Raw genomic sequence first — 21694 nt, 5'->3', positions numbered from 1 at the left:
GCGCTCAGGCGCGTTCGTCTTTCGGCGAGCCCATGACCACATAAGACGTGATGGCATTAACCTGTGGCAAAGCCCCCAGTTTGTCGGTGTGAAAGCTCTTGTAGCTGGGTAAATCGGCACATTCCACGCGCAACAGATATTCGGTCGCGCCGGTGACATTATGACATTCCACCACCTCCGGTGCGCGGGATATCGCACGCTCGAACGCCTCCTGTGACGCCTTGGAGTGATCCCCCAGGCCGACCGTAATATAGGCCACGAAACCGATGCCCAAAGAGGCCGGGTCCAACACCACGCGATAGCCCTTGATCACACCGCTGCGCTCCAGTTCCTGAACGCGGCGCAGACACGCGGAGGGAGACAGACCCACACGTTCAGCCAGCGCCAGATTGCTGATGCGTCCGTCGCGCTTGAGTTCACGCAATATATGGTCGGATACCTGATCAAACTTCGACATATATTGCGCACTATCCCTTAATTCTCAAGAAAACGCAATTTCACTCCCCGGAACCTCTGAATAATTGTGAAGATGACCTTTGACATCCTCTCCTCCCTGATCGTTTTCGCCTTTGTCAGTTCGGCCACCCCCGGACCCAATAACCTCATGCTCATGGCATCCGGCGCAAATTATGGGTTTACCCGCTCCATCCCACATATGCTGGGCATTTCGGTCGGGTTCGCGCTGATGATCGTTCTGGTGGGCGCGGGTCTGGCTCAGATATTCGAGCGCCTGCCAATCAGCTATACCATTCTGAAGGTCGTCTCTGTGCTCTACCTCGCCTATCTGGCCTGGAGAATCGCGACAGCCGCACCGCTTGAGAGGTCATCGGACAAGGCCAGACCCTTGACCTTCGCGCAGGCGGCAGCCTTCCAATGGGTCAACCCCAAAGCATGGGCAATGGCGCTGACGGCGCTCTCCGTCTATGCGCCCGGCCAGACACTCACCGCATTTGCACTTGTGGCGGCGGTCTTTGGCTGTGTGAACCTGCCGTCAATCACTTTCTGGACGGTTTTGGGGCAGCAAATGGCACGGGTTCTGACCAACCGGACACGGCTGCAAATTTTCAACCGGGTCATGGCCGCCCTGCTGATTTTATCACTCTACCCGGTCCTGAAGCCGTTCTGAGAGACGTTGCATTGCCGTTGATTGCCCGCCATATAAGGCAAGGCAATTACACAAAGGTCCGTCATGACCCAATACATGGATTTCGAGAAACCGCTGGCTGAAATCGAGGGCAAAGCGGAAGAGTTGCGCGCGCTGGCCCGTGCCAATGAAGAGATGGACGTGACCGAAGAAGCCGCTGCTTTGGACGTAAAAGCGGGCGCGATGCTCGAAGAGCTTTATAAATCGCTGACACCCTGGCGGAAATGCCAGGTGGCGCGTCACCCGGAACGCCCGCACTGTCAGCACTACATCGACGCTCTGTTCTCTGATTACACGCCGCTGGCAGGGGACCGCAATTTTGCCGATGATCACGCGGTCATGGGGGGGCTTGCGCGGTTTAATGACAAGCCGGTCATGGTCATTGGACATGAAAAAGGTACGGACACCAAATCGCGTATCGAGCGCAACTTTGGCATGGCCCGGCCCGAAGGGTATCGCAAGGCCATCCGCTTGATGGACATCGCGCACCGCTTTGGTCTGCCGGTCATCACGCTGGTGGACACACCCGGCGCCTACCCCGGCAAGGGTGCTGAAGAGCGTGGACAGTCCGAGGCGATTGCGCGCGCGACCGAAAAATGTCTGCAAATCGGCGTTCCGCTGGTCGCGGTCGTGATTGGCGAAGGCGGCTCTGGCGGCGCGGTGGCATTTGCGACGGCCAACCGGGTCGCGATGCTGGAGCATTCTGTTTATTCCGTGATCAGCCCGGAGGGGTGCGCCTCGATTCTATGGAAAGATGCGGAAAAAATGCGCGAAGCGGCCGAAGCCCTGCGCCTCACAGCACAGGATCTCAAGCAATTGGGTGTGATCGACCGGATTATTTCCGAACCCATGGGCGGCGCGCACCGCAACGCCCCTCAGGCCATTGAAGCGGTGGGCAGGACGATCCAGGATATGCTGGCCGATCTGGACGGCAAGGACCCCTCTGAACTGATCCAGGACCGGCGCTCCAAGTTCCTTGATATCGGGTCGAAGGGCCTTGCAGCCTAGGCGGCTGTCTCGCTCAGATTGATGCGAAATCTTGGGCCGGGGGGATCGAGCGGGTCGAACCCCATCGCAGGGTAAATGCCATGCACCATGACATTGTCCGGATGCGTCCCGACAGACAGGTATTTGCACCCTTCAGCGCGCGCGCGCGCCTGGCTGGCCTTGATCAATGCCCGGCCAGCACCCAGCCTGCGCGCATGCTCCTCGACAAACAGGTGCTGCAGGTCCATCCCGCGTGCGCCAAATTGCATCTGAGCCAAGGGGCAGAGTGCGGCATAGCCAACGACATCCCCAGAAAGCTCAGCAACCAGAATTCGAACCCAGGGAGACGCACCCAGAACATCGCGCGCCAGTTCTTCAAGGGTTACGGTCGCAACATCGCCATGATGTTCAGCCAATTTCCCGACCATTTGTTGGATACGCGGGAGGTCTTCGACCCGCAAACATCGGACAACACCCGAAAATTTCTCATTACTTTGTTTCATTTCAATTTCTTACAAGTATATACGAAACCCCGCAGCCCAGTATTCGCACCCCTATTCGAACGAAAAACTATGGCTCCAGCAGGGCCGAATTTTGTTAAAATTCTACATATGGTAGAATTTTTCAAGCCCGCACGTTGCGTAAATTGATCAGCTCGCCAACATTCTGAGGCCTTGCGTCACGTCCGAACGAACCGCGAGCCGCAGTCCTGGCTCATCTCCCGCACGCAGCGCCGCGATAATCAGACGGTGGAATTGAGGCGGTTCGGTTTGACGCAAACGCCCGTAAAGTGCGCGCATTGTAGGCCCCATTTGCAACCAGACCGTTTCCGCCATCGCGAGCATCGCAGGGGCCTGAGCACGCAAATAAAGCGTCCGGTGAAATTCAAGATTGGTCCTGATGTAGCTGACCGCATCCCGATGCGCGACCGCCTCAGAGACGGCAACATTGATGGTCTGGAGCCTCTCGATCAGCGCCATATGCGCGCGCGGCAGTGCCCGGCTGGCCAATTCCACCTCGATCAAAGCCCGCAACGCTGCCAGTTCCTCGATCCGCTCATTGCTCAACTCAGGCGTCGCAACACGTCCCGAGGAGGACATGGTCAAGGCGCCTTCGGCAACAAGACGACGCACCGCTTCGCGCGCGGGCGTCATGGATACCTCGTAGTCGCGACCGATGCCACGCAAGGTCATTGCTTCGCCGGGCGGCAGGTCCCCTTGCATGATGCGGCTGCGTAGCGCGCGATAGACGCGATCATGGGCAACTGGGGTTGCGTCGGCGGGGCGTGGGTTCAGGATCATGTAGTTTTGTGATCACAAATAGACCTGTGGTCAAGAGCAGAGCAGCCTCAGCCATCAAAACGATACCTGTGCAGATCACCGCCCTGCTTTCGTAACCAGCGTCTCTGCTCCTTATAGTCGCCATAAATCCGGGTGACCTGATCCCAAAACGCAGGTGAGTGATTCATCTCCGCCAAATGGGCAACTTCATGGGCGACCACATAATCCAGTACCGGCGGCGGCGCCAGAATCAGACGCCAGGAATACATCAGATTACCCTCGGACGTGCAGGAGCCCCAACGCGATCGCGTATCACGTAGCTTCATCGCGCTGTAGGGCCTTCCCAGCCTCGCGGCATAATGATCAGACGCCTCAGCAAGACGCGCCCGTGCCAATGTCTTGAGATGTCCCACCAGGCGTCGCCCTGCCCGTTCCGGGGCGCCAGGAACCGCGACCCGTCCGTCTTCGAATCCAATTTGCCGCCCCTGCCCGCGTACGACTTCATGCATCATGCCCCCAATCGGCAAAACAGACCCGATCCCAACGGTGACATCTTCACCCCGCGCGGCCAGATGTTTGCGAATCCACCCTTCTTTTTCGCCCGCAAACGCCAGCGCCTCGCGCTCCGGCACCCGTTTCGGCAAGGTGAGGGTTACGCGCCCGTCCAGCTGCGAAATGCGCAATGAAATTCGGCGCGCCCGCGCGGAACGGCGCAGGATCAGCGGGATCGGCGGCTCACCGGGCAAAAACTTGTCAGACATATCGGGCTCTCAATGATCACCTTGCGCGCGGCAGGCCTTTACAGCCCCCGTCTCATATGGCACTTGGCCGGAATCATCTACACCTGAACCGAAATTGCAAAGGGGGTTTTTCATGCCCAAGGAAGAATGGGGAACGAAGCGCCTCTGCCCCACGACCGGCAAACGTTTCTACGACCTGAACAAAGACCCGATCGTCAGCCCGTACACCGGTGAAGTGGTCGAGATCGACCTCAGCAAATCCCGCATGATCGCGGCGGATGCCGAGGATGCGGCATCTGCAAAAGCCAAGGCCAAAACCGAAGAAGAAGATGTTGTGCTGGACGACGACGATTCAGATGTCGATGTCGATCTGGGTGATGACATCCTTGATGACGACGAAGACGACAGCGATAACGTTCCACTGGAAGAAATCGCGGATGTCGCCACAAACGACGACGACAGCTGATTTTATCAATTCGCGTGGCGGGTCTGCTTTTTTCTCTTGATCCCGCCCCGCGTTGCGCCTATTCAGCGGCGCACTGGATTTAACGATCCTTCCCTTCGGAAACACTCCGAAATCGGGGCCTTAGCTCAGCTGGGAGAGCGCCTGCATGGCATGCAGGAGGTCAGCGGTTCGATCCCGCTAGGCTCCACCAATCCTTTCCTGCCGTAATATGACAGCCCGTTGCCGACCTGGCAGAGGGCGCAGCGCCTTGAGCGCGCGCTCAATTGGCCAGTTGGTCAAACAGGTCCCGAAAGGCCGCTCTTGCGGCACCTGGGTGGCGTATCTTTTTGGCACTCTCCAGATTCGGCGCGGCGTCATCCACAATGATCAACCCGACCATACCCATTTCATAGTGCGGCAGGCAAAGGTATCCGTAGACACCCGGAACGGTGAGGGTCACGCTGTATCTGGTATCCATTGGGCTGTTCCAGGGCTCGGCCCCTTCCGGGATCATACCGCGCTTTGACGCAGTGTTATGGCCGGTATCGGTGGGGACGAAGGTCACCATATCCCCGGAGCTGATCCGCAGGATGGCGGGCGCAAAAACATTCGTATGCTGCGCATTGCCCGGGGCCGCATTCAGCATCTGAATCTCGAATTCTGCCGCAGTGGCGCAAAAGGGCATGGCCCCGACCATCAGAGCAAGGGCGGCATTGCAAAGCATCCTAGTCAGCATAGGCATGAACATTCAGTTCCTCCCGGGGTCCAAGCCCGGTTTGAATTGTGACATCGTAGCTCAGGGCAATCAGCGGATCAGACAGCACCTTGTCGGGCGTGCCCTGGGCCAATACCTCCCCTGACCCGATCAGCAGAATATGATCCGCAAATCGCGCCGCCAGATTGAGGTCATGCAGCGCAACGACGCCGATTGCATTTCGCGCCACCATTGCCTGTTTGATACGGGCCATGACATCCAGCTGATGCCGCAAGTCGAGCGCACTTGTCGGCTCGTCAAAGAGGTACACATCAGAGCGGCGGATCAGGGCCTGACAAACCGATACCATTTGCGACTGTCCACCGGACAATTCGCCGATGTTGGCATTTGCCAGATGACCAATCCCGGCATCGTTCAGAGCCCGGGCGACAGCCGTCATATCGTTTTGAGAAACGCGCCAGCCCGCGAGTTGCTTTTGCGCCATGAGGACCACATCAAAGACCGAGAGCGCGGCATTGGCGGTGAAAAACTGGGGCATGAAACAGATGTGTTTCAGACGCTTCTGAAGAGAGAGCTCAGACAGGTCGCGCCCATCCAGATGAACGCCACCGGCATCCGTTCTGACCAGACCTGCAATGGCGCGGAAGAGCGTTGATTTCCCGGCTGCGTTGGGGCCAATCAGGGCCGTCAGCTGGCCGGCCCGGAGCATGTCGAAACCGGTATCACACAACACCGTTCTCGCACCGAAGGAAACGCGAAGCCCATGTGCGGTCAGACTCATTGCCAATGCCTTTGACGTTGGGACAGGATCAGGCTGATGAAAAACGGGATGCCGATCAGCGAAGTGATCATGCCAATGGGGTAGATCACGCCCGGTGTGATCGCCTTTGACGCAATGGATGTGGCTGACATGATCAACGCACCCGCCAGTGCGGAGAACGGCAGGAACCCGCGTTGATCTTCGCCCAAGATGATCCGGGCGATATGCGGACCGACAAGACCCACGAAGGCCACGGCACCAACGAAGGAGACTGCAACGGCGGCCAGCAACGACACACCCGCCAGAACGGACAGACGCAGGAAGGACACATTGACCCCGAGGCTGGCGGCTTTCTCCTCCCCCATCCGCAGGGCCGTCAAAGCCCAGGACCGTGACATGAAATAGGGCAGTACAACCCCGAGCACGATCACACATGTGAGCACCTTGCCCCAACTCGCACGCGCCAGCGACCCGAGCTGCCAGAAGATGATCTGCGCCAGCTGCAATTCGGAAGCACCGTATTGCAGCAAGGCCAGCAAAGCGTTGAAGGTGAACAGCATGGCGATGCCGACGAGGATCATCGCTTCGGGTGTCACGCCGCGCAATCGCGTGAAACCGTAAAGCGCCAGTGACGTGAATAACGCCATGACAAAGGCATTTCCGGTGACGAAGAACACACCGAGGCCCGGGATCAATGACCACTGCAGCACGATCGCCAGAGCCGCCCCGAAGCTTGCCGCGGACGACAGGCCCAGCGTGAACGGATCCGCCAAAGGGTTGTTCAGGATCGTCTGCATTTCGGCCCCTGCCGCGCCGAGCATGGCGCCAACACAGACCGCCATCAGCGCGATTGGAAGGCGCAGGTCCCAGACGATAACCTTGTGCTGGGCCGTGGCCCCTGCGGGATCGAGAATGACGGAAACCACCTGCAAAAAGGACAGGCGCGCGGGCCCGGTCATTATGTCCACGAGCACCATCACCCCAAGCAGGGCAAGGGCCCCCAGTAACAAAAGCAAGCGCCGGAAGCTGCGGTGACGATAGGTGTCGACGAGGCCCGCCACGACCTCGTCTCGCGCCGCTGTTGGCATGGTCATAAAGGGCATCCTTCACGCGTTGAGCATTGGCCGGGCGTGAAAACCCGACCGTTTGAACAGGTTATTCCGGCAGGCTGACCCAGAACTGGCCATCCATCGCGAAGGGCATGAAGCGGCTGTGCAACGTGGCCAGGGTCGCGGTTGGATCAAGATCGGGAAAGTCATCAGGATGCAGCCATTTTGCAATCTGCTGGATGGCAATGAAATGGTAAGGGCTGTTGTAGAACTGGTGATAGATCGAATGCATGCGCCCGTCCTGAACAGCCCGCAAATCCTTGAACCCCACACGATCTGCGAGGGCCTGAAGGCGGTTGGCATTATCTGCCGGGTCCGCATCATAGCCCAGAAGCGTTGCTGACACTTCGGGCCGGGCTTCTGCCCAATTGGCGCCAGTACCCAGCAAAACGTCCGGATTGGCCGCAATCAGACCTTCCAGGCTGACCTCCGAACTGTAGCCGGAGAACTTCTCGGACCCATAGTTGCGGCCGCCGGCCAATTCGATAAACCGGCCATAGTTGTAGCTGCCAAAGGTCGAACAGCAGAACTGCGGATTCCAGCCCGCAGCGTTTTCCATAAAGACCAGCGGCTTTTCATCGACCGGCAGGGTCTGCACAACATTCGTCACTTTGCGCATTTCCGACACGTAGAAATCAATGAATTCAGCGGCACGGGCCTCTTCTTCGAGAAGGCGGCCCAGCAGCAACATCGAAGGGATCGCATTCGCCGTTGGGTCCCGCCGGAAGTCGATGAAGACCACCGGCACACCTGCTTCGTCCAGCTTCTCGATCAGGCCGGTTTCCTCCGCTTTGAAAAGATTTCCCAAATCCAGGATCAGCAAATCAGCCTTGTTTTCGATGACCGCTTCGATGCTGAAATCACCCGCATAGGGGTTGCCGAAGTTGACCATGCGCGCTGTATCTTCGGGGAACGCTGCCTCAAATTTCCGAAAGGCGTCAGGGTCATAGAGGATCAGATCGTCCTTCCATCCGACAACATGTTCGAAGGGATCATCGGTAGCCAGCGGCGCAATGGCATACATCATCCGGCCTTCGCCTAGAATGATCCTTTCGGGGGCGGCCGGCAGGGTGATTTCGCGGCCTGCGATATCTGTAACCGTCATGGGATCGGCAAGGGCAGCGGGAGCCGTTGCCGCAACAACAGCAAGGGCGAAGAGCGTGGCGCGGATGGATGAATGTCGCATATCCTGATCACTTTCCTGAGGCGTTTCAATTGAATGAGTGCGCTGGGGTGATCCTGGCTGCTGACCTGTGACTCTGTTATCTGACTGAAAGAGTCAAGAAATAATTTGCTTGCTGATGAAGGTTAAAAATAGCGCGAGGGCACGTCGCCAGACAGTTAGCTGGCGAACCAATGTGCTGACTTATGCTTCTCCAAGACAGACCCGGTTTGATGGCTTCGTTTCAGAAAAAGGGCGTGTTCTTTCAGTACCTCGGATCGTCCCAACCGATGTTACGTCGCACGGCCCATCCTCAGACCACCCGCAACACCGCCCGATTCCGGGCAAGATAGGACAACAGGTCGTCAAGGCACAAAGGTTTGGAGAAATAATAGCCCTGCAAGCGTTCCGCGCCCAGGTTTGCAAGAATACGCGCCTGATCCTCCGTCTCGACGCCCTCGGCCGTGACCCCGATGTCCAACGCATGCCCGATTTCGATGATGGATTGCACCAGTCGCGCTGCATTGTTCCCCTCTTCAATGGGGGACACCAGGCGCTGGTCGATCTTCAGCTGATCAGGGGCGATACGTTGCAGCGCCACCACCGACGCCCGCCCGCTGCCAAAATCGTCCACCTCAAGCGAAATCCCCATTTCGCGCAATTGGTCCAACTGCAACAGGAAGGCATCGCTTTCCTCTTCCAGAAAGATCGTCTCCAGCAGTTCAAAGGCCACATGCCCGGAGTAGGCACTGGCAATCTTACCGATCTGCTTGATCTCTTCGAACTGGATTCGGTTTGCACTGACATTGAACGACAGGCTTGGCTTCTGGTCAAAATCCTCGAACGACCGTTCACATTCATTGATGGCCTTCTCAAAAATCATCCGGTCAATATCCGCAACGACATTCAAATCCGTGGCGACGGACAGGAACTTGTCCGGGGTCATAATCCCGTTTTCGGGATGCCGCCAACGCGCGAGCGCCTCAATACCCACCACCATGCCGGTTTTTGCATCGACCTGAGGCTGATAGAACGGCAGGAATTCTCTCTCCTCCAGAGCCCGCATGATATCGTCTGCCAGTTTCTTGGTATGGCGCATCTCCTCGATATCCGTACGGTCGAAAATACCGATCTGGCCGCGGCCAGCGCGTTTGGCTTTATAAAGTGCAACATCGGAATTGGTCAGCAAATCCGCTTCATCTGCGAGCGGCGTCTGGGCAATCCCAATGGAGGCACCAAATCGGCATTCACGGCCTTCGAACATCGAGGGTCTGCTAAGGTCGATCAACAAGGATTGTGCCAGTTGTTCTGACCGCGCCGAGCCGCTGGGCAGCCAGAGCAAAATGACGAACTCATCGCCGCCGATGCGGGCAATCACATCGTTGGTACGCACATTCGATCGAATCCGATTTGCGACATCAACCAGAACATGATCGCCGGCGGCATGTCCAATCGTGTCGTTGATCTGTTTGAACCGGTCCAGGTCGATGTGCAGCGCGGCAAGCTCGCCCCCGTCAGACATCCTTCGGCGCGATAGTTCTTCAAATTTTTCAGACAGGTAGCGCCGATTTCCCAAACCGGTCAACTGATCATGAAAGGCTTTATGGGTAATCTCGTGATTGGCAGCTTCCAGCTTGTTGGCATATTGCTCAAGGGTCCGGCGCTGGCGGACCGATTCTGTCATGTTCAGCCGCAGAACCAGCAATTCGCCTCTTTCGGATCGGGACACAATGATCCGGAAATGCTCGTCATCGCCAAATTCAACTTCTTCGATACCAATCTTCATATGCTTGGAAGATACGTATTCTTCCAGCATTTCTGTCTCCTCGCCCTCGGCCACGGTAATTTTGCCGTTTTGGACACCCAGCTGCATGGCTTCCTTGGCAGTCATACCAACGAAAATTTCAGCGGGGTTGTCGGTGAGCGAGGCTGTAAAGGCAGGATTCCATGTCAACAATCGTAACGTATGATCATAGATTGCAAACGGGTCCGGAAAGGCGTTGATTGCGGAGATCAGGCGTTCCTGTGTTTGCTGAAGCGCCCGGCGCTGGCGCACCAGTTCAGTGGTATCCAGCCGCAGGATGACCAGATCCCCGTTTTTCGACCGTGACCGCATCACCCGGTGGTGAATATCTCCGGCCAGCTCAATATCTTCTACGGGATTGGCATTCTCATTGGATGCCAGCATCTCTTCGAGCCAAGGTTCTTCACGCCCAAGCGCCGCGACGTACCGCTTGTTCTTCATGCCGACCTGCAAGGCCGCCCTAAGGGTCATGCCTCGGTAAATCTCCTTGGCATCATCGGTCAGAAAGGAGGCATAGCTTTCATTCCAGGCCACAAGCTGGGAATTGCTGTCAAAAATGCAGAAGGGTGCGGGATAGGCACCTATCGCGGCAAGCAGGCGCTCTTGCAATTCCTCAGCACTTCGGCGCTGACGAACAAGCTCGGTGATATCCATCCGGATCAGCACCCAATCGCCATTCTCCGCCCTGCTGCGTAGTATTCGATGGTGCGTGTCACCGGCCATCTCGACGTCTTCGGTGTCGCGGGCAATGCGCGCTGTGCTGAGCAAATCTTCCAGAAAGGCGTCGCGCCCGCCTTCTGGAACAGGCATCAACCCACAGTCCATCGCTTCGATCAGCACATCGCGAATATGCATGCCGGGCTTGATCGCATTCGGGTTCGTGGACATGGATTTTTGATAGGCGGTATTGTTGATCACCAGCCGCATGTCGTTGTCGTAGATCACAAAGGGGTCAGGATAGGCATTCAGCGCCGAGAACATGCGCGTCTGGGTTGCCAGAAGTTCCTGATACATCCGCTCTTGCTCAGCCAACAGGCGGTCACGATCCTCAAGCGCTTTGGCGGCCGCTGCCTCGCGCGCTTTCAGATCAGAAATGTCACGAAAAGTCGCGCAGGTGTAAAACCCGTCATTACCGGTATCTTCAATCAGAAAGACAACGATACTTGCCCAGAACGTCGACCCATCTGCCCGGACGCATCCCAATTCCGAGCTGATCTGTGTCTCTCCGGCGCGGAATTTTGACACCACGCGCTCATTGTACGCCTGCCAGGTTTCTGGATCATGGGCGATACGCGCGGGGCCACCGACGACCTCGTCCGCTTCATACCCAAAAAGACGCGTGTAAGACGCATTAATGAACACCAGCTTGGCCTCAGGCGCATCTGCCTCGCGATAGGCAATCGCAATGGCATCCTGTGTCCGCGACACATAATCCTTCAAGAAATCCGCAATTTGCATGCACGCGCCTTCGACTCAACGACGCGACCATAGAGGGGATAGGTTACCCGAAGCGTAATCTTCGACTTTTAACGATCTTGCGCGCATCGCTCTTAGCAGACCTCGACAGGATCAGCCGAAACGGTATGGGGCGCTGACGATTTCGTCCCCTACGCGGCATCACTGGCACAGCGGCGGCCCTGCGCGTCAAACAGCATCTGGTCGCGCGCATCCCAAAGCAGGCCGACGGTTTTTCCTTCGTCGGGCAGCGGATCGGTCGCGTTCTGGCGCACTGTGACCAGCGTTTCATCTACAAGCTTCAGATGGACCAGTGTTTCCGCCCCCAGCGCTTCGGAATAGAGCACGGTGCCGGACATGGGCGCAGGGTCCGTCGTCAGACGCAGATGCTCCGGACGGACACCAAGCGTCGATGCCCCCGGCGTTGCGACAGAGGCCAGATCGGTTTTGAGGAAATTCGTGGGCGGCGATCCGATGAAACCTGCGACAAACTCCGTTGCCGGGTTCGCATAGACCTCCAAAGGCGCGCCGATCTGATCGGCAACCCCGCCGTTCATGACGATCATCCGGTCCGCCAGCGTCATCGCCTCCACCTGATCATGGGTGACATAGAGCGATGTGACGCCCAGACGTTTCTGCAACTGCTTGATCTCCAGCCGCATCTGCACCCGCAGCTTGGCATCAAGGTTGGAAAGCGGCTCGTCAAAAAGAAAGACCGACGGTTTGCGCACAATCGCCCGCCCCATCGCAACCCGTTGCCGCTGACCGCCCGAAAGCTCCCGCGGGCGACGTTTGAGGTAGGGCTCCAACTGCAACAGCTTGGCCGCCACATCCACCCGTTCGACAATCTCCGATTTGGGCGTACCGGCGATTTTCAGACCATAGGCCATGTTGTCGAAAACCGACATATGCGGATAAAGCGCGTAATTCTGGAACACCATGGCGATGTCGCGGTCCATCGGCTCAAGGTCATTGACCCGGTTGCCGTCAATGCGCACCTCGCCGGATGTCACCGTCTCCAGCCCGGCCACCATGCGCAGCAAGGTGGATTTCCCGCACCCCGAAGGCCCGACAATCACGATGAATTCGCCATCTTTGATGTCGATGTCCACACCGTGGATCACATCCGTGGAGCCGAAGGATTTCTTTATCGCCTCAAGGCTGACTGTCGCCATGTGTTATTTCTCGCTGTCTACAAGTCCGCGGATGAACAGGCGCTGCATGCCCACAACCACAATCACCGGCGGGATCATCGCCAGGATCGACGTGGCCATGATCACCGGCCAATCCGCAATATCGTCACCCGACGGGAACATCTGCTTGATGCCCATGACGATGGTGTTCATCGAAGGGTCCGTGGTGATCAGCAGCGGCCAGAGGTATTGGTTCCAACCATAAATAAAGAGGATCACGAAGAGCGCCGCGATATTGGTGCGGCTCATGGGCAGCAGGATATCGCGGAAAAACCGCATTGGTCCCGCACCATCCACCCGCGCGGCTTCGGCCAACTCATCCGGCACGGTCATGAAGAACTGCCGGAACAGGAATGTCGCCGTGGCCGAGGCGATCAGCGGGAAGATCAGGCCCGAATAGCTGTTGAGCATGCCGAAGCTGGCCACCACCTCATAGGTCGGCACGATCCGCACTTCGACGGGCAGCATCAGGGTCAGAAAGATCAGCCAGAAGAAGGTCTTTCGCCCGGGAAAGCGGAAGTAAACAATGGCGAAGGCCGAGAGCAGCGAGATGATGATCTTGCCGATGGCAATGCCCATCGCCATGAAGAGCGAATTCAGCATCATCCAGGCCACGGGCGCATTGACACCTGCCAGCAAGGCCTTGCGGTAGTTTTCGAAAAACTGATCTCCCGGCAGCAGCGGCATCGGCGGCTGCGTGATCTCGGGTTGCGAGACGGTGGAGGCGACAAAGGCCAGCCAGATCGGGAAGAAGATAAAGAGCAGCCCGATGCACAGGCCCAGATGGGTCAGCCAGAGCCCCGCGCCGCGTTTTTCGACCATGCCCGTGCGTTCCGCCATCAGTAATGCACCCGTCGTTCGATGTATTTGAACTGCACGATGGTCAGCAGCCCGACGATCACCAGCAGGATGACCGATTGCGCGGCGGAAGAGCCAAGATCCTGCCCCACGAAACCATCCGAGAACACCTTGTAGACAAGGATGGTGGTGGATTGCTGCGGACCACCCGACGTGATCGTGTGAATGACCCCGAAGGTTTCAAAGAAAGCATAGACGATGTTGACCACCAGCAGGAAAAAGGTCGTGGGCGACAGCAGCGGAAAGACGATCGTGCGGAACCGCGTCCAGAAACGCGCGCCATCAATGGCCGCCGCCTCGATCACCGATTTCGGGATGGATTGCAGCCCCGCCAGAAAGAAGAGGAAATTGTAGCTGATACGTCCCCAGGCGGAGGCAACGACCACCAGACCCATGGCTTCTTCGCCATTGAGCACGTGGTTCCAGTCGTACCCCAGCACGCCCAGATACCAGGTCACCACGCCCACGCGGGTGTTGAACATGAAAAGCCACAAGACCCCGGCCACGGCAGGGGCCACCGCATAGGGCCAGATCAGCAGCGTGCGGTAGACGCCCGATCCCTTGATCAGCCTGTCCGCCAGCACCGCCAGATAAAGTGCGATGCCCATGGACACCACGGTCACCAGGATCGAAAACACCGCCGTCGTCACGAAAGACGCGCGGTAGTAGGAATTGCCCAGCAGGTATTCGAAATTCCCCAGCCCCACATATTGCATCGACAGACCAAAGGGGTCCGGAATGAACAGCGACTGCCAGATCGCCTGCCCGGCGGGGTAGAAGAAGAAAACGGCCGTGATCACGATCTGCGGCAGAACCAGCAGAAGCGGCAACCAGAGCCCTTTGAAGGTAACGCGCTTTTCCATGTGTCAGGTCGCGCGCGCCGAGGTTTTCCGGCGCGCGCGGGTCTTTTAGCGGTTGGCTTGCTCGAAGCGGCGCAGCAACTCGTCGCCACGGGCCGCCGCACTGTCCAGCGCGGATTGCGCGTCCTTGTCACCGGACCAGACGGCTTCCAGCTCTTCGTCGATGATGCCGCGGATCTGGTCGAACGACCCCAGACGCAGACCTTTGGAATTCGATGTTGGCGCTTTGGCCGTCATCTGCATCACCGCCACATCCGTCCCGGGGTTGGCCTCGTAGAACCCTTGTTCCTTGGTCAGTTCAGCCGCCGCTGTGGTAATCGGCAGATAGCCGGTGTCCTGATGCCATTTGGCCTGAATTTCAGGCGAGCTGAGGAAGTTCAGGAACGCCGCAACGCCCTTGTATTCCTCATCCGTCTGGCCTTCCATCACCCAGAGGGACGCGCCCCCTATGATGGTGTTCTGCGGCTCGTCGGACAGGGCTTTCCAATAGGGCAGCGGGCGCACTTCGAAATCGAACTGCGCTTCGGCCTTGATGCCCGCATACCCGGCGGAGCTTTCGGTAAAGAGCGCACATTCACCGGCGCGGAAATTGGCGCCGCCTTCATTGCGACGCCCGGCATAGATGAACTTGCCGTCCTGTGCCCATTGCCCCATGGCCGAAACATGCGCCACCTGTGCAGGGCTGTTCAGCGCCAGCTTGGTGTCCACACCCTCAAACCCATTGGCTTTGGTCGCAAAAGGCGTGTCGTGATAGGCGGAGAAGTTTTCCAGATGGATCCAGCTTTGCCAGGCCGTTGTCATCGGGCATGAACTGCCCGCCGCCTTAAGCTGGTCCAGTACCTCGCCCACCTGCTCCCATGTGGACATATCCACATTCGGATCAATGCCTGCTTCGGTCAATGCGTCGCGGTTCACCCAGAGCACCGGCGTCGAGGAGTTGAAAGGCAACGACAGCATCTCGCCATCATTCGACGTATAATACCCTTTGACCGATCCGATATAGGCGTCGGAATTGAAATCGGCTCCGGCTTCCGCCATGACCTCATAGACCGGCTTGATCGCGCCTGCGGCGGACATCATCGTGGCCGTACCCACTTCAAACACCATCAGGATGTCGGGCTGTTCGCCTGCACGGAAGGCCGCAATCCCGGCATTCAGCGTCTCGGAATAGTTGCCCTTATGCGTCGCGGTGACAAGGTAATCGGATTGCGAGGCGTTAAACGTCGTAACCTGTTCTGCAACCAGTTCGCCCAGCCGACCGGTAAACGCGTGCCAGAATTCGATTTCCGTTTGCGCCATTGCGGGGGCGGCCATGACCACCGACATCGCCGATGCCGACAACATATGTTTCATTTTCATTTTTATGATCTCCCAATTCAGACTCTGACGCCAACTGTGCATATGAATCCATCAATTGGCAATCGTCACGATTGCATGCGGGTCTTCTATTCACGCGGATCGTGTAGGTTCTGTGACAACATCCTCAATTCAAAGAGGTTTTTTGCAGCATTGCATCTGGTACCGGGCAGCGTTGCACATATTGCCATCGACTCTTCGGCCACAAAGGCATAACGACCGCGCAACCGGGCCGCAGATGTGGCCCTGCAGCAGGACGCTGCCTCAGAAAAACAGGACCCATCCCGTGATCCAGACCCTTTCCGATGCCTTGGCCCAACAGGGCTATGACACGCTCACCCCCGTGCAGGAGGCCGTCACCGACCCGGCACTGACGGAGGCCGATTTGCTGGTATCCGCGCAGACCGGCTCCGGCAAAACCGTAGGCTTCGGCCTTGCCATCGCACCAACCTTGCTGGGCGAGGGCACCCATTTCGGCCCGGCCAGCGCACCTTTGGGGCTGATCATCGCGCCCACGCGCGAATTGGCGATGCAGGTCAGCCGTGAACTGTCGTGGCTTTACGGGCTGGCGGGCGCGGTTGTGACCTCCTGCGTCGGCGGCATGGACAGCCGCACGGAACGGCGCGCGCTGGAACGGGGCGCACATGTGGTTGTGGCCACACCCGGGCGGCTCTGCGACCACATCAAACGCGGCAACATCGACCTTTCCGCGATCCGCGCCGTGGTGCTGGACGAAGCCGACGAGATGCTCGACCTGGGCTTTCGCGAGGAGTTGGAATTCATCCTCTCCGAGGCCCCCGAGGCGCGCCGCACGCTGCTCTTCTCCGCAACCGTTCCGGCGGCCATCGCCAAGCTGGCGCAAAGCTACCAAAGGGATGCGCAGCGGATTTCCACCGCTGGTGAAGCGCGCCAGCATGCTGATATTGAGTATCGCGCCCTGAACACCCATCCGCGCGACATCGACAACGCGATCATCAACGTGCTGCGTTTCTATGAGGCGAAAAACGCCATTGTTTTCTGCAACACACGCGCCGCTGTCGCACGTATGACCTCGCGCCTGACGAACCGCAATTTCTCCGTAGTCGCCCTGTCGGGCGAATTGACCCAATCGGAACGCACCAATGCGTTGCAGGCGCTGCGGGACGGGCGCGCGCGGGTCTGTGTGGCCACGGATGTGGCGGCGCGCGGGATTGATCTGCCCAATCTGGAACTGGTGATCCACGCGGATCTGCCGTCGAATTCGGACACATTGCTGCACCGCTCGGGGCGGACGGGTCGGGCGGGGCGCAAAGGCGTCTCCGCCCTGATCGTGCCGCCGAAGCTGCGATCAAAGGCCAATCGTCTGATCGGCTGGGCCAAGCTGAAGGTGGAATGGGCCGAACCGCCCTCTGCCGCTGACGTCATGGCCGAAGATGAGGCGCGTCTCTTTGCCGACCCTTCCTGGACCGACCCGATCCCCGAGAACGCGCAGGAGCTTGTCGCGCGTCTGGTATCGCAGTTTTCCCCCGATCAGCTGGCCGCCGCCTTTGTCAATATCGCGCGCGCCCGCAAATCTGCCCCCGAAGAGCTTTCTGATCCTGCCGCCAAGGACGACCGCCCGCGCAAAAGCTTTGGCCCGTCGGTCTGGTTTTCGGTCTCACTGGGCCGCAAGGACGGCGCGGAGCCGCGCGTCCTGCTGCCGATGGTCTGCAAGCGTGGCAACCTGACCAAGGACGATGTCGGCGCGATCCGCGTGCAGCAAAGCCATAGCTTTGTCGAGGTTCTGGCCAGCCGCGCGGATGCCTTCGTGGCAGCCGTTGGGGCCGACATGGTGTTGGAGGATGGGGCAAAACTGACCCGTCTGGAGGCCGCACCGGATCTGGAACGCGGCCCCAAACCCGACCGCAAACCGCATCGGGACAAGGCTGATTTCAAAAAACCCCGGCGCGACAAGCCATCCTATGATCCGCTGGATGCGGATGCAAAACCCCGTTCACCGGCTCCGCGCGAAAAACCGCGTGCCGAGGCGGCTCCCAAGCCGCATAAGCCCGCCGCCGCGCCCAAGGGCAAGAAGCCGCCAAAGTCACATAAGACCGACCGCTCGCCGATGAAGCCGGGTGCCAAACCCAAGGCAAAATCCGGCGCGCCTTCAGAGGCCCCCCGCGCGGCACGTGCCAAACCGGTCTGGACCAAGGAAAACCGGCAGGTCGCCAAAGCGGAACGCAGCGCGCGCGATGCCGAGAACGCAGGGCACGGCAGTGATCGCGATGGTGGTAAGGCGGATAAGAAACGCGACAACAGCGCGTCGAAAAAGCGGGCTGCCGACACCTCCAAACGGTTTGTGCCGCCGCACAAGCGTGGCAAGCAAGCAGGCAAGGGCCCCAACGCCCGGCCCCGCCGCAAACCCTAAGGCTGGTAGCCCATCATGAAAACCGTGAGCGGGATTGGGGCGACCGCGATCAAAAGGGTCAGGATGAACCACAGCGGGCTGAAAAGGCGGCTCATGCCCGCCAGCAAGGCCAGCCCGCCGCCGCCGCCCACAACCGTGTTGCCGGGGACATTCAAGGCAACGGCCAGCGCAATGTAGCGGTAGCCGAGCAACGCCAGCAACACCCGGTTTTTGACCTGTGCCCGCAGTTGGGCCTCAAACACGCCCGGTGCCGCGGTTCCCATTTGCTCGACAAGCGCGGCCGCCTTGCGAAACCTCAGCGAGTTGAAGGCGCGCGACAACCATGCTGCTGGCACCAGCCGGCCTAACAGATATGACAGGCTCAACGCGCAGATCATGCAGACATAGACCAGCAAAGCCACACGCGCGCCGAAAACCGCAATCAGCGCCAACCCGATTTCAGCGCCCGGCACGAAGGGGATGGCGGAGGCAAACATGTAGATCATGCAGACCGTCATCATCATCCACATCATGTTACCGCCCTGACCTGCGGCTGCCTTCATGTCGATGGCTTGAGAGACAAATCCACTGATCAGCCACCCCAGCCCCATCAGGCCCAGGTAAAAAAGTACCAGCAGAATCCATCTTTGCTTCATCAGCGGGCTCTGCGGCGGAGGGCAGGCCATAGCAGCGCGGCGGCGGCGCTCCAGTTCAGGCAAACGGATGGCTTCATGGATAAAACCCGTGACTATTGGGTCTTAGGCCCAAGGATATCAACTCGTAGCCCCGATAGGGATTCGAATCCACTCTCTGCCGATTACGATAGGGTTACACCCTCGTGAAGATCAGATCGCGCCGTAGGCTGCGCGCATCTGACGGAATGACAGCAGACGGCGCTGTTTTTCGTCCCAAAGGTGCAGCCGCGCGCAGGCAAGGCTCTCGCCGATGCTGAGCCGCTGCGCCTGCGCCAGCTCCGCATGATCACGGAGCACTTCGGTAAGCCGGTAGAACGGGATGCGGCTGTAAAGATGATGCACGTGGTGAATGCCGATATTGGCGGTGAACCATTGCAGCACGCGAGGCATGACGTAATGCGAAGACCCGTGCAGGGCGGCCTCGTGCAGGGCCCAATCTTCGGGTTGGTCCCAATGAGTCTCTTCAAACTGATGCTGCACGTAAAACAGCCAGACCCCCAATGAGGCCGCAATCAGCGTTGTCGGGACGAACACCAGCAGCAGCGGCATCAGACCACCAAAGTAGAGGATCAGCCCAACACTGACGGCCACGCCGACATTTGTGCCGATAGAGCTGGCCCAGATACGCCAGCCATCCCCCATCAGGCCGAACGGCAATCGGTTTTCGAGATAAAAAAGATATGCTGGCCCCAGCACAAACAGCACCAGCGGATTCCTGTAGGCACGGTAGCGCAGACGTCCAAACCAGTTGCGCTCCCGATATTCCGCCACAGTCAGGGTCACGACATCGCCCATGCCGCGTTTTTCCAGATTGCCTGAACTAGCGTGGTGAATGGAATGGGATCGCCGCCAGACGTCATAAGGCGTCAGCGTCAGAATCCCGAGCCCGCGCCCGACCCAGTCGCTTGCGGTGCGGTTTGCAAAAAATGATCCGTGGCCACAGTCATGCTGGATGCAGAAGATGCGCACCAGGAACAATCCGTTGACGCAGGCCAATGCAAAAGCTGCAAAATAGCTGACCGACAGCAACCACCAGGCCACTGCCCAGATGGCCAGAAACGGGATCAGGCTAACGGCAATTTCAAAAAGCGACCGCGCCGGGTTTGGTTCGCGGTATTGCGCCAGGACTTTCACCCAGCTTGCAGCAGGCCTTGGCGCAGGATCCACCGGGATCGCGCCCTCAAACGGGGTCTCGGATGTCATGAAAGGCTGCCTTTTTGTTCGCTCGTTTCTTCAGGGATAAACGAGGTACAGGATTACACAAGCATATTGACCAAAGCTGAACATAATTTGATGTATCTGTCGGTTGAAGGTTGCTAATTGGCCTCAGCCGCCCCTGAAACGCCCTCAAATTGCGAAAAAGGCTCCCGTGGAGCCTTTTTCATTTGTTTGATTTTAGATGCCAGATCGGCCCTTTTTGCCGCTCAGCCTTTTCCTTTCCACGGGACCAGGAACCGTTCCGCGGCTCGCATCAGCATGTCGATGCCAAAGCCGATGACGCCGATGAGGATGATGCCCATGATCACGATGTCGGTGTTCTGGAACTTCGACGCCGTCATGATCATCATGCCTGCGCCCTGCTCGGCGGCCACCAGTTCGGCGGCCACAACCGTGCCCCAGCAAACGCCCATCGCCACCCGCGCGCCGGTGAATATTTCCGGCAGGGAGTTGGGGACGATCACATGCCGCATGATCTGCCACTTGCTGGCACCCAGGCTGTAAGCCGCGTGTACCTTGGAGATTTTCACACCAGACACGCCCGAGCGCGCCGCAATCGCCATGATCCACAAGGCGGCGAGGAACAGCAGGATAATCTTGCCTGCCTCCCCAATGCCCGCCCAGATGATCACCAGCGGAATGAGCGCCAGCGGCGGCACCGGCCGCATGAACTCCACAATCGGATCGAACCAGCCGCGGAACCAGTCGCTCAACCCCATCGCGTACCCCAGTGGGATGCCCACAACGGCGCCCAGCAAAAAGCCCAGCACAACGCGGAACAGCGAGTAGCCCAGGTGCTCAAGCAGGGTAAAATTGCGGAAGCCTTCTGACGCAATCTGCAAAGAGCGTTTCCAAACAACTTCGGGGGCCGGCAGATACAGCGGCTCCATCTGCCAGCCACGGGTGGGCTCGAAGTTGGGCGTGCCCTTGTCCGACAGGGTCACCGCACCCCCATCGACCTTCACCGTTTCACCCGGCGCGATCTTCTCGCCATTGATGGCGATGACCTTGGCACCGTCTTTCTTGGTGATGTCATCGTTGCGGTCCACGTTGATCAGACCGGTACGCCACTGCGCAATCGCGGCGGAATCGTTCTTGGCAAAGCCGTCGCCCGGCTCAACTTCCGGTGCCTCTGTCGCGACCTCACGCGGGTGCACAACGACGGTGACGGTTGCGTCATCGGGCGATTGGCCCTCGGCCTGCGACGTATAGGTAAAACTCGTGGTCCCCTCATAGGGGCCCGGCGCGTGCAGGAACCCCGGCAACAGGCTGGAGCCGGTAAAGATGCCCCACATCAAAAAGATCGTCAGGATCGAGATGATGCCCGCCGCCCGGTTGGGCCGCACCGCACTTTCATCGCCAAATGTCACGGTTTTCAGCGAGGTGTAATCATGCAGACCCGCGCCTTGCACAACCTTGGTCACAATAAAGAACGCGGCCACGAAGATGATGATATAGATCAGCAGAGGGATCATGCCGCGTCCTCCTTACCGCCCATAATTTCTTCTTCCATGTCCCAGATCATGTTCAGGATCTCTTCGCGCT

At 58.6% G+C, this 21694-nt stretch carries 20 protein-coding genes and 1 tRNA gene; 5 read left to right on the top strand and 16 right to left on the bottom strand.

The features are described 5' to 3' along the window. Positions 1-4: 4 nt before the first annotated feature. On the bottom strand, positions 5-457 hold the full coding sequence (locus Q0802_RS16225; RefSeq protein WP_298920198.1) for an Lrp/AsnC family transcriptional regulator: 453 nt from the start codon (positions 455-457) through the stop codon (positions 5-7). A gap of 72 nt (positions 458-529) precedes the next feature. Between Q0802_RS16225 and Q0802_RS16220 the strand changes: the two genes are divergently transcribed. Together Q0802_RS16220 and Q0802_RS16215 are read left to right on the top strand one after the other, a co-directional pair. Further along, positions 530-1126: a LysE family translocator gene (locus Q0802_RS16220; RefSeq protein ID WP_298920196.1), complete on the top strand. Its 597-nt coding sequence runs from the start codon at positions 530-532 to the stop codon at positions 1124-1126. 63 nt (positions 1127-1189) lie between these two features. Beyond that, complete coding sequence (locus tag Q0802_RS16215; protein ID WP_298920195.1) at positions 1190-2152, top strand: acetyl-CoA carboxylase carboxyltransferase subunit alpha; 963 nt, start codon at positions 1190-1192, stop codon at positions 2150-2152. On the opposite strand, the gene Q0802_RS16210 is transcribed toward Q0802_RS16215, so the two are convergent. The 3 genes from Q0802_RS16210 to Q0802_RS16200 form a co-directional block, all read right to left on the bottom strand. After that, positions 2149-2634 (bottom strand): GNAT family N-acetyltransferase, encoded by a 486-nt coding sequence (locus tag Q0802_RS16210; RefSeq protein WP_298920193.1) that lies wholly within the window; start codon positions 2632-2634, stop codon positions 2149-2151. The two genes, Q0802_RS16215 and Q0802_RS16210, sit on opposite strands and share 4 nt — an antisense overlap. Positions 2635-2781: 147 nt before the next feature. After that, positions 2782-3432 carry a GntR family transcriptional regulator gene (locus tag Q0802_RS16205; RefSeq protein ID WP_298920192.1) on the bottom strand — a complete coding sequence of 217 codons (651 nt, stop codon included), beginning with the start codon at positions 3430-3432 and terminating at the stop codon, positions 2782-2784. Between the two features lie 47 nt (positions 3433-3479). Continuing rightward, positions 3480-4172: a SprT family zinc-dependent metalloprotease gene (locus tag Q0802_RS16200; RefSeq protein WP_298920190.1), complete on the bottom strand. Its 693-nt coding sequence runs from the start codon at positions 4170-4172 to the stop codon at positions 3480-3482. A gap of 112 nt (positions 4173-4284) precedes the next feature. On the opposite strand from Q0802_RS16200, the gene Q0802_RS16195 reads away from it, so the two are divergent. Both Q0802_RS16195 and Q0802_RS16190 read left to right on the top strand, forming a co-directional pair. After that, the gene (locus Q0802_RS16195) at positions 4285-4617 is read left to right on the top strand and encodes a TIGR02300 family protein (protein ID WP_298920188.1); all 333 of its coding nucleotides are present in this window, start codon (positions 4285-4287) and stop codon (positions 4615-4617) included. 114 nt (positions 4618-4731) lie between these two features. After that, positions 4732-4807 (top strand) — tRNA-Ala (locus Q0802_RS16190). A 69-nt stretch (positions 4808-4876) separates the two neighbouring features. On the opposite strand, the gene Q0802_RS16185 is transcribed toward Q0802_RS16190, so the two are convergent. From Q0802_RS16185 to ugpB, 9 genes are all read right to left on the bottom strand, one after another. Next, positions 4877-5338, bottom strand: a complete 462-nt coding sequence (locus Q0802_RS16185; protein WP_298920185.1) for a pseudoazurin — start codon at positions 5336-5338, stop codon at positions 4877-4879. Then, positions 5322-6092, bottom strand: a complete 771-nt coding sequence (locus Q0802_RS16180; protein ID WP_298920183.1) for an ABC transporter ATP-binding protein — start codon at positions 6090-6092, stop codon at positions 5322-5324. The genes Q0802_RS16185 and Q0802_RS16180 overlap by 17 nt, the downstream gene beginning before the upstream one ends. Continuing rightward, positions 6089-7165, bottom strand: coding sequence for an iron ABC transporter permease (locus tag Q0802_RS16175; protein WP_298920181.1), 1077 nt, complete (start codon positions 7163-7165; stop codon positions 6089-6091). Before Q0802_RS16175 ends, Q0802_RS16180 begins: the two co-directional genes overlap by 4 nt. Positions 7166-7226: 61 nt before the next feature. Beyond that, complete coding sequence (locus Q0802_RS16170) at positions 7227-8366, bottom strand: ABC transporter substrate-binding protein (RefSeq protein WP_298920178.1); 1140 nt, start codon at positions 8364-8366, stop codon at positions 7227-7229. Between the two features lie 289 nt (positions 8367-8655). Beyond that, complete coding sequence (locus tag Q0802_RS16165; RefSeq protein WP_298920176.1) at positions 8656-11604, bottom strand: EAL domain-containing protein; 2949 nt, start codon at positions 11602-11604, stop codon at positions 8656-8658. A gap of 149 nt (positions 11605-11753) precedes the next feature. After that, positions 11754-12776, bottom strand: a complete 1023-nt coding sequence (gene ugpC / locus Q0802_RS16160) for a sn-glycerol-3-phosphate ABC transporter ATP-binding protein UgpC (RefSeq protein WP_298920174.1) — start codon at positions 12774-12776, stop codon at positions 11754-11756. Between the two features lie 3 nt (positions 12777-12779). After that, positions 12780-13616: a sn-glycerol-3-phosphate ABC transporter permease UgpE gene (gene ugpE, locus Q0802_RS16155; protein WP_298920541.1), complete on the bottom strand. Its 837-nt coding sequence runs from the start codon at positions 13614-13616 to the stop codon at positions 12780-12782. A gap of 17 nt (positions 13617-13633) precedes the next feature. Next, positions 13634-14515, bottom strand: a complete 882-nt coding sequence (gene ugpA, locus Q0802_RS16150; protein WP_298920171.1) for a sn-glycerol-3-phosphate ABC transporter permease UgpA — start codon at positions 14513-14515, stop codon at positions 13634-13636. Between the two features lie 45 nt (positions 14516-14560). Then, entirely contained in the window at positions 14561-15871 is a 1311-nt protein-coding gene (ugpB, locus tag Q0802_RS16145) for a sn-glycerol-3-phosphate ABC transporter substrate-binding protein UgpB (protein WP_298920169.1), read from the bottom strand. Positions 15872-16154: 283 nt separating this feature from the next. On the opposite strand from ugpB, the gene Q0802_RS16140 reads away from it, so the two are divergent. Further along, positions 16155-18257, top strand: a complete 2103-nt coding sequence (locus Q0802_RS16140) for a DEAD/DEAH box helicase (protein WP_298920167.1) — start codon at positions 16155-16157, stop codon at positions 18255-18257. Here the strand turns inward: Q0802_RS16140 and Q0802_RS16135 are convergent. The 3 genes from Q0802_RS16135 to Q0802_RS16125 form a co-directional block, all read right to left on the bottom strand. Next, complete coding sequence (locus tag Q0802_RS16135) at positions 18254-18892, bottom strand: hypothetical protein (protein ID WP_298920165.1); 639 nt, start codon at positions 18890-18892, stop codon at positions 18254-18256. The genes Q0802_RS16140 and Q0802_RS16135 overlap by 4 nt on opposite strands. A 189-nt stretch (positions 18893-19081) precedes the next feature. Beyond that, positions 19082-20134: a fatty acid desaturase gene (locus Q0802_RS16130; protein ID WP_298920163.1), complete on the bottom strand. Its 1053-nt coding sequence runs from the start codon at positions 20132-20134 to the stop codon at positions 19082-19084. Positions 20135-20355: 221 nt separating this feature from the next. Next, entirely contained in the window at positions 20356-21624 is a 1269-nt protein-coding gene (locus Q0802_RS16125) for an ABC transporter permease subunit (protein WP_298920161.1), read from the bottom strand. Between the last annotated feature and the right edge of the window lie 70 nt (positions 21625-21694).

Source organism: uncultured Roseobacter sp. (assembly GCF_947495275.1).
Classification (GTDB): domain Bacteria; phylum Pseudomonadota; class Alphaproteobacteria; order Rhodobacterales; family Rhodobacteraceae; genus Roseobacter.
Note: the sequence above shows the minus strand (reverse complement) of the source record. Positions and strands in the feature narration are given on the sequence as shown.

Bases quoted from the DNA above. Each gene is read 5' to 3' on its own strand.
- Q0802_RS16200 (WP_298920190.1), bottom strand. From the start codon at position 4,172: ATGTCTGACAAGTTTTTGCCCGGTGAGCCGCCGATCCCGCTGATCCTG.
- Q0802_RS16175 (WP_298920181.1), bottom strand. From the start codon at position 7,165: ATGACCATGCCAACAGCGGCGCGAGACGAGGTCGTGGCGGGCCTCGTC.
- ugpC (WP_298920174.1), bottom strand. From the start codon at position 12,776: ATGGCGACAGTCAGCCTTGAGGCGATAAAGAAATCCTTCGGCTCCACG.
- Q0802_RS16225 (WP_298920198.1), bottom strand. From the start codon at position 457: ATGTCGAAGTTTGATCAGGTATCCGACCATATATTGCGTGAACTCAAG.
- ugpE (WP_298920541.1), bottom strand. From the start codon at position 13,616: ATGGTCGAAAAACGCGGCGCGGGGCTCTGGCTGACCCATCTGGGCCTG.
- Q0802_RS16170 (WP_298920178.1), bottom strand. From the start codon at position 8,366: ATGCGACATTCATCCATCCGCGCCACGCTCTTCGCCCTTGCTGTTGTT.
- Q0802_RS16215 (WP_298920195.1), top strand. From the start codon at position 1,190: ATGACCCAATACATGGATTTCGAGAAACCGCTGGCTGAAATCGAGGGC.
- Q0802_RS16185 (WP_298920185.1), bottom strand. From the start codon at position 5,338: ATGCCTATGCTGACTAGGATGCTTTGCAATGCCGCCCTTGCTCTGATG.
- Q0802_RS16130 (WP_298920163.1), bottom strand. From the start codon at position 20,134: ATGACATCCGAGACCCCGTTTGAGGGCGCGATCCCGGTGGATCCTGCG.
- Q0802_RS16180 (WP_298920183.1), bottom strand. From the start codon at position 6,092: ATGAGTCTGACCGCACATGGGCTTCGCGTTTCCTTCGGTGCGAGAACG.
- Q0802_RS16220 (WP_298920196.1), top strand. From the start codon at position 530: ATGACCTTTGACATCCTCTCCTCCCTGATCGTTTTCGCCTTTGTCAGT.
- Q0802_RS16210 (WP_298920193.1), bottom strand. From the start codon at position 2,634: ATGAAACAAAGTAATGAGAAATTTTCGGGTGTTGTCCGATGTTTGCGG.
- Q0802_RS16135 (WP_298920165.1), bottom strand. From the start codon at position 18,892: ATGAAGCAAAGATGGATTCTGCTGGTACTTTTTTACCTGGGCCTGATG.
- ugpA (WP_298920171.1), bottom strand. From the start codon at position 14,515: ATGGAAAAGCGCGTTACCTTCAAAGGGCTCTGGTTGCCGCTTCTGCTG.
- ugpB (WP_298920169.1), bottom strand. From the start codon at position 15,871: ATGAAAATGAAACATATGTTGTCGGCATCGGCGATGTCGGTGGTCATG.
- Q0802_RS16195 (WP_298920188.1), top strand. From the start codon at position 4,285: ATGCCCAAGGAAGAATGGGGAACGAAGCGCCTCTGCCCCACGACCGGC.
- Q0802_RS16205 (WP_298920192.1), bottom strand. From the start codon at position 3,432: ATGATCCTGAACCCACGCCCCGCCGACGCAACCCCAGTTGCCCATGAT.
- Q0802_RS16165 (WP_298920176.1), bottom strand. From the start codon at position 11,604: ATGCAAATTGCGGATTTCTTGAAGGATTATGTGTCGCGGACACAGGAT.
- Q0802_RS16125 (WP_298920161.1), bottom strand. From the start codon at position 21,624: ATGATCCCTCTGCTGATCTATATCATCATCTTCGTGGCCGCGTTCTTT.